Source organism: Enterococcus sp. E5-37, from assembly GCF_035726925.1.
GTDB classification, from domain to species: domain Bacteria; phylum Bacillota; class Bacilli; order Lactobacillales; family Enterococcaceae; genus Enterococcus_B; species Enterococcus_B faecium.
The window spans coordinates 1-5,715 of the sequence record NZ_JAPMLG010000023.1 but is presented as its reverse complement, the minus strand read 5'-3'; the positions used below and the strand labels follow the sequence as shown (position 1 = coordinate 5,715).

General features: G+C 37.1%; 4 protein-coding genes. All 4 read left to right on the top strand.

Translation table 11 applies throughout. The features are described 5' to 3' along the window. A partial coding sequence (locus OS138_RS12555) for an MSCRAMM family protein (RefSeq protein ID WP_325070186.1) occupies nt 1-699 on the top strand: 699 nt, incomplete at its 5' end. Between the two features lie 2 nt (nt 700-701). Further along, entirely contained in the window at nt 702-2,123 is a 1,422-nt protein-coding gene (locus tag OS138_RS12550; protein ID WP_325070185.1) for a SpaH/EbpB family LPXTG-anchored major pilin, read from the top strand. After that, a complete protein-coding gene (locus OS138_RS12545) occupies nt 2,120-3,997 on the top strand; it encodes a SpaH/EbpB family LPXTG-anchored major pilin (RefSeq protein WP_002330185.1) in 1,878 nt (625 codons plus the stop codon). The genes OS138_RS12550 and OS138_RS12545 overlap by 4 nt, the downstream gene beginning before the upstream one ends. A gap of 91 nt (nt 3,998-4,088) precedes the next feature. Then, nucleotides 4,089-4,919: a class C sortase gene (locus OS138_RS12540; protein WP_005874445.1), complete on the top strand. Its 831-nt coding sequence runs from the start codon at nt 4,089-4,091 to the stop codon at nt 4,917-4,919. The last annotated feature ends 796 nt before the right edge of the window (nt 4,920-5,715 follow it).

Here is a 5,715-nt window from a genome sequence, read left to right as displayed (position 1 = left end):
CTACAGAAAAAAGAAGCAAATGGTACTTATCAGCCAATTGACAGCCAAACAACGAATGAAAAAGGTCTTGCCAGTTTTGATTCACTCACACCTGGTAAATACCGAGTCGTTGAAACAGCTGGTCCTGCCGGATATGATACTTCGCCGGGAAATTATGAATTCCAAATCGATAAATATGGAAAAATCATTTACACGGGAAAAAATACCGAGATGACAAATAATGTATGGACGCTCACTCATCAAAATCGACTAAAAGCGTTTGATCTAACGGTACACAAAAAAGAAGACAACGGACAGACATTAAAAGGAGCAAAATTCAGACTGCAGGGACCAGAAATGGACTTAGAATTGCCAAAAGATGGACAAGAAACAGATACCTTTCTATTCGAAAATTTAAAACCTGGAACTTATACGCTGACCGAAACTTTTACACCAGAAGGATACCAAGGTCTAAAAGAGCCAGTTACTATAGTTATACACGAAGATGGGTCAATTCAAGTGGATGGACAAGATCATGAATCTGTTCTGTCACCAGGAGCCAAAAACAACCAGATTTCTTTAGACATCACGAATCAGGCAAAAGTACCATTACCTGAAACGGGAGGAATTGGCCGTTTAGGAATCTATCTAGTAGGGATGATTGGTTGTGCGTTTTCTATTTGGTATCTTTTTTTGAAAAAAGAAAGAGGGGGCAGCTAAATATGAAAAAACTTGGTTGGCTTAGTATGTGTCTCTTCTTGTTACTATTTAAACCAGCTTTTACTCAGGCAGCAACAGAAACAGAAACAGAAATGGTTCAGATTACTTTACACAAATTGCTTTTCCCAAACGGGCAACTGCCGAAAAATCATCCAAATGACGGACAAGAAAAAGCGTTATTACAAACGTATCGAGGATTAAATGGTGTCACATTCCAAGTTTATGATGTCACAGATTCTTTTTACCATCTACGGGAAAAGGGCAAAACGGTAGAAGAAGCACAAACAGAGATCGCAAAAAACGGTGCGTCTTCCGGTACGTTTACCGCAGAAGCAACAACTACAACTCTTAACAACGAAGATGGTATCGCTTCTTTTTCTCTGGCCGCTAAAGATCAAGGAAAAAGAGATAAAGCGTATCTTTTCATTGAATCCAAAGCACCAGAAGTCGTCAAAGAAAAGGCAGAGAATATGGTAGTTGTTCTTCCTGTATATGGACAAAACAATCAAAAACTTTCAACTATCCATTTGTATCCTAAAAATGAAGAAAACGACTACCCTGATCCACCTTTTGAGAAGGTATTAGAAGAGCCTAGAAATGATTTTACGATTGGTGAAAAAATCACTTATTCCTTGCATACGACAATTCCTGTAAATATCCTTGACTATCAAAAGTTCGAATTGTCAGATAGTGCGGATGAAGCATTAACGTTTTTACCTAATAGTTTAACGATTTCATCGAATGGAGAAAAGCTGACAGAAGGCTTTGTCATACACAAGAAACCTCACGGATTTGATGTTTTATTTTCGATCCCTTCGTTGGAAAAATATGCTGGAAAAAAACTGACCATTTCTTATCAGATGCAGCTAAGCAGTACAGCACAGGCGAACAAGGAAATCAACAACAACGGAACACTGGATTTTGGTTTTGGTATCAGTACAAAGAAAGTCTCTGTATATACAGGGAGTAAGCAATTTGTCAAAATCGAGACAAATAAACCAGATAAACGATTAGCTGGCGCAGTATTCCTTATTAAAAACAAAGCAGGAAATTACCTCCAGCAAACAGCCAACGGATACAAGTGGACAAAGAACGAATCAGATGCGCTTCACCTGATTTCCGATAAAAATGGCGCTTTTTCAATTTCCGGGTTGAAAACAGGAAGTTATCGATTAAAAGAGATCGAAGCACCTTCTGGTTATATTTTAAGTGAAACAGAAATTCCGTTTACCATTTCAACTTTTCTTTCTGAGGATAAAGAGGCGGACAGTATATTGAAAGTAGTCAATAAAAAAGAAAATAGCCGTCCATTTCTTCCAAAAACAAACGAAACGAAAAATACACTTTTAGGCGTTGTTGGTATGGTATTCGCAAGCTTTGCAATCTGGTTGTTTATCAAAAAAAGAACAGGAGTGAAAAAATGAAAAATCATAAAAAAATAAACGTTATGTTAGGAGTACTTTTCCTTATTTTACCATTACTCACAAACAGCTTCGGCGCAAAAAAAGTGTTTGCAGAGGAGACAGCAGCTCAAGTCATCCTTCATAAAAAGAAAATGACTGATTTACCCGATCCTTTAATCCAAAACAGCGGTAAAGAAATGAGCGAATTCGATCAATACCAAGGATTAGCCGATATTTCATTTTCAGTTTATAACGTCACTCAAGAATTTTATGCGCAACGAGATAAAGGAGCGTCCGTGGATGCAGCAAAACAAGCAGTCCAGTCTTTGACTCCTGGTACACCAGTTGCTTCAGGAACGACAGATGCTGATGGAAATGTCACTTTATCTTTACCTAAAAAACAAAATGGGAAAGATGCAGTCTACACGATCAAAGAAGAACCAAAAGACGGAGTGTCAGCTGCCGCAAACATGGTTTTAGCTTTCCCTGTATATGAGATGATCAAACAAGCAGATGGCTCTTATAAATACGGGACAGAAGAACTAGATACTATCCATCTCTACCCTAAAAATACAGTCGGTAATGATGGAACGTTGAAAGTTACAAAAATCGGTACTGCCGAAAACGAAGCACTAAATGGAGCAGAATTTATTATTTCTAAAGAAGAAGGAACACCAAGCGTCAAAAAATACATCCAAAGTGTCACAGATGGATTGTACACTTGGACAACTGATCAAACCAAAGCCAAACATTTCATTACTGGTCATTCTTATGACATCGGCAACAATGACTTTGCCGAGGCATCTATTGAAAAAGGCCAGTTGATCGTTAATCATTTAGAAGTTGGAAAATATAATTTAGAAGAAGTAAAAGCTCCTGATAATGCGGAAATGATTGAAAAGCAAACAATCACGCCTTTTGAGATCCTGGCAAATAGCCAAACACCAGTAGAAAAGACCATCAAAAATGATACGTCTAAAGTTGATAAAACAACACCTCAATTGAATGGAAAAGATGTCGCAATCGGTGAAAAAATTCAATATGAGATTTCTGTCAATATCCCATTAGGTATCGCTGATAAAGAAGGAACGCAAAACAAGTACACAACATTCAAACTTATCGATACTCATGACGCTGCTTTAACATTTGATAATGATTCTTCAGGAACGTATGCTTATGCCTTATATGATGGAAATAAAGAAATCGACCCAGTAAATTATTCTGTCACTGAGCAAACAAACGGATTCACGGTTTCAGTTGATCCGAATTATATTCCTTCATTAACTCCTGGCGGTACATTGAAATTCGTTTACTATATGCATTTGAACGAAAAAGCAGATCCAACCAAAGGATTTTCTAACCAAGCAAATGTCGATAACGGGCATACAAATGATCAAACACCACCGTCAGTCGATGTCGTTACTGGGGGCAAACGATTTGTTAAAGTAGATGGTGACGTTACATCAGATCAAACACTTGCTGGAGCAGAATTCGTCGTTCGTGATCAAGATAGTGACACAGCGAAATATTTATCGATCGACCCATCCACAAAAGCCGTCAGCTGGGTATCGGCGAAAGAATCAGCAACGGTTTTTACAACCACAAGTAACGGTTTAATCGATGTGACAGGTCTAAAATATGGCACGTACTATCTGGAAGAAACGAAAGCGCCAGAAAAATATGTTCCATTAACAAACCGTGTAGCATTTACTATTGATGAACAATCTTATGTAACAGCAGGACAGTTGATTTCTCCTGAAAAAATACCAAATAAACACAAAGGTACACTTCCTTCAACAGGCGGTAAGGGAATCTATGTGTATATCGGTGCAGGAGTAGTCCTTCTACTGATTGCTGGACTGTACTTTGCTAGACGCAAGCACAGTCAGATTTAGTCTTTTTGCAAGAATTGGAAAAAGGAGCAGCGGATTACGCAAATGCTCCTTTTTCTTTTATTATCAAACAGTCATCACAAGGAGAACACAAATGAAACCAAAGAAAAGGAAACTTCTAGATCTGCTGATGCTTTTCTTGCTTCTCTCAGGAATAGGGATACTAGCTTATCCATTTGTTAGCGACGCGCTGAATAATTATCTGGATCAGCAGATCATCTCTCATTATCAGCAACAAGCGGTCAAAGAAAATGAAGAAGTCATGGCTAAAATCCAAGAAAACATGACAAAGAAAAACCAGCAATTAGCAAAAGAAGGTGGAAATTCAGGTGCAGATCCCTTTACTAAGAAAAAAGAACCTGTGAAAAAGGATAGAACCTATTTTGAGAAACATACGATCGGTATTTTGACGATCCCCAAAATCAATGTCAACTTACCGATTTTTGATCAAACAACGATGAAACTATTGGAAAAAGGAGCTTGTCTGCTCGAGGGAACCTCATACCCTATTGGAGGCAAATCGACACATGCGGTACTTTCTAGCCATAGAGGCTTGTCGCAAGCAAAATTGTTTACAAATTTACCTCAATTAAAAATAAAAGATCACTTTTATATTGAAATTAACGGACAGTATCTTGCGTATCAAGTCGATCAAATCAAAACCGTAGAACCCACAGAAACAGAAGCGCTGCAAATCCAAGAAGATCAAGATCTAGTCACACTGGTTACTTGTACTCCGTATATGATCAACAGTCACCGTTTACTGGTGCGTGGACACAGAATCGTTGTTGAACCAGAAGAAATAAAGGAATCCTTAGAAAAAGTGAAACAGGCAAAGTGTACTGCATTTTTACTTGTAAGCGGTTTGATCGGTGTGCTCTTGTTGCTATTTTTAGTGATCCTAATAAAATTTTTAAAAAAGTAAGTATATAGTTTACGTAAACGGAATATCTTTTGTGTATAGTGGAATCTCACGAATGAAACGGAGTGTAATAAGATGGAGATAGAATTTAGACGAAAGCACGAATTCATCAATTAAGTATTAAATACAGTTACACATGGAATCGCAGCGTTATTAAATTTGCTTTTCTTCTACATTATTTCATAGTCTAATTTTTATAAAGGTAAAGAAAGTTTTCCAAGTATTCGATCATTGTTCGATCTATCTATCTCTTGATCACTGGTACGTATACACATTTTTGTCTCTTAATAGTACATGGAAAACGACTGATTTGATCTTGCTTAGTGTCATTTGAATACCATCAATAATTGGGAGTGTTTACAAATCTTTGACGTTAACAAAAAATAAATAAGGTGTCGAAAGTTTCAATGATCATTTACAATGTGATGTTCAATCATCGTTGTCTTATCTAATCTCTATCAAAATATTAATTTAACTGAATCACTAATCTTAGTTGTTGGAAGTAGCGCTGATGTTTTTAACTATCTATGTAAGTAATTGAGCGCTAAGAAATACGAATAAATTGGAGGTGTGACATAAGTTAGTTACACTCTATAAAAAATAAGGAGCACTCGAAAATGGCTTATTTTTTCTAGTGCTCCTTATTTTTTATATTTATCTTCAATGTTTCCAGTGGAATGGCAACAGTTTTTTTGACAAATTTTATAAGGTGCAGAACTTCTTTCCGTATGCTATTCCGATTGTCCTTGACAATGAGCCTCCTCGGATGTGACGATCTTCGGCAGGAGCTAACAGTTAA

Excerpts from the sequence above, each read along its gene's own strand:
- OS138_RS12540 (WP_005874445.1), top strand. The coding sequence starts at position 4,089 with ATGAAACCAAAGAAAAGGAAACTTCTAGATCTGCTGATGCTTTTCTTG.
- OS138_RS12550 (WP_325070185.1), top strand. The coding sequence starts at position 702 with ATGAAAAAACTTGGTTGGCTTAGTATGTGTCTCTTCTTGTTACTATTT.
- OS138_RS12545 (WP_002330185.1), top strand. The coding sequence starts at position 2,120 with ATGAAAAATCATAAAAAAATAAACGTTATGTTAGGAGTACTTTTCCTT.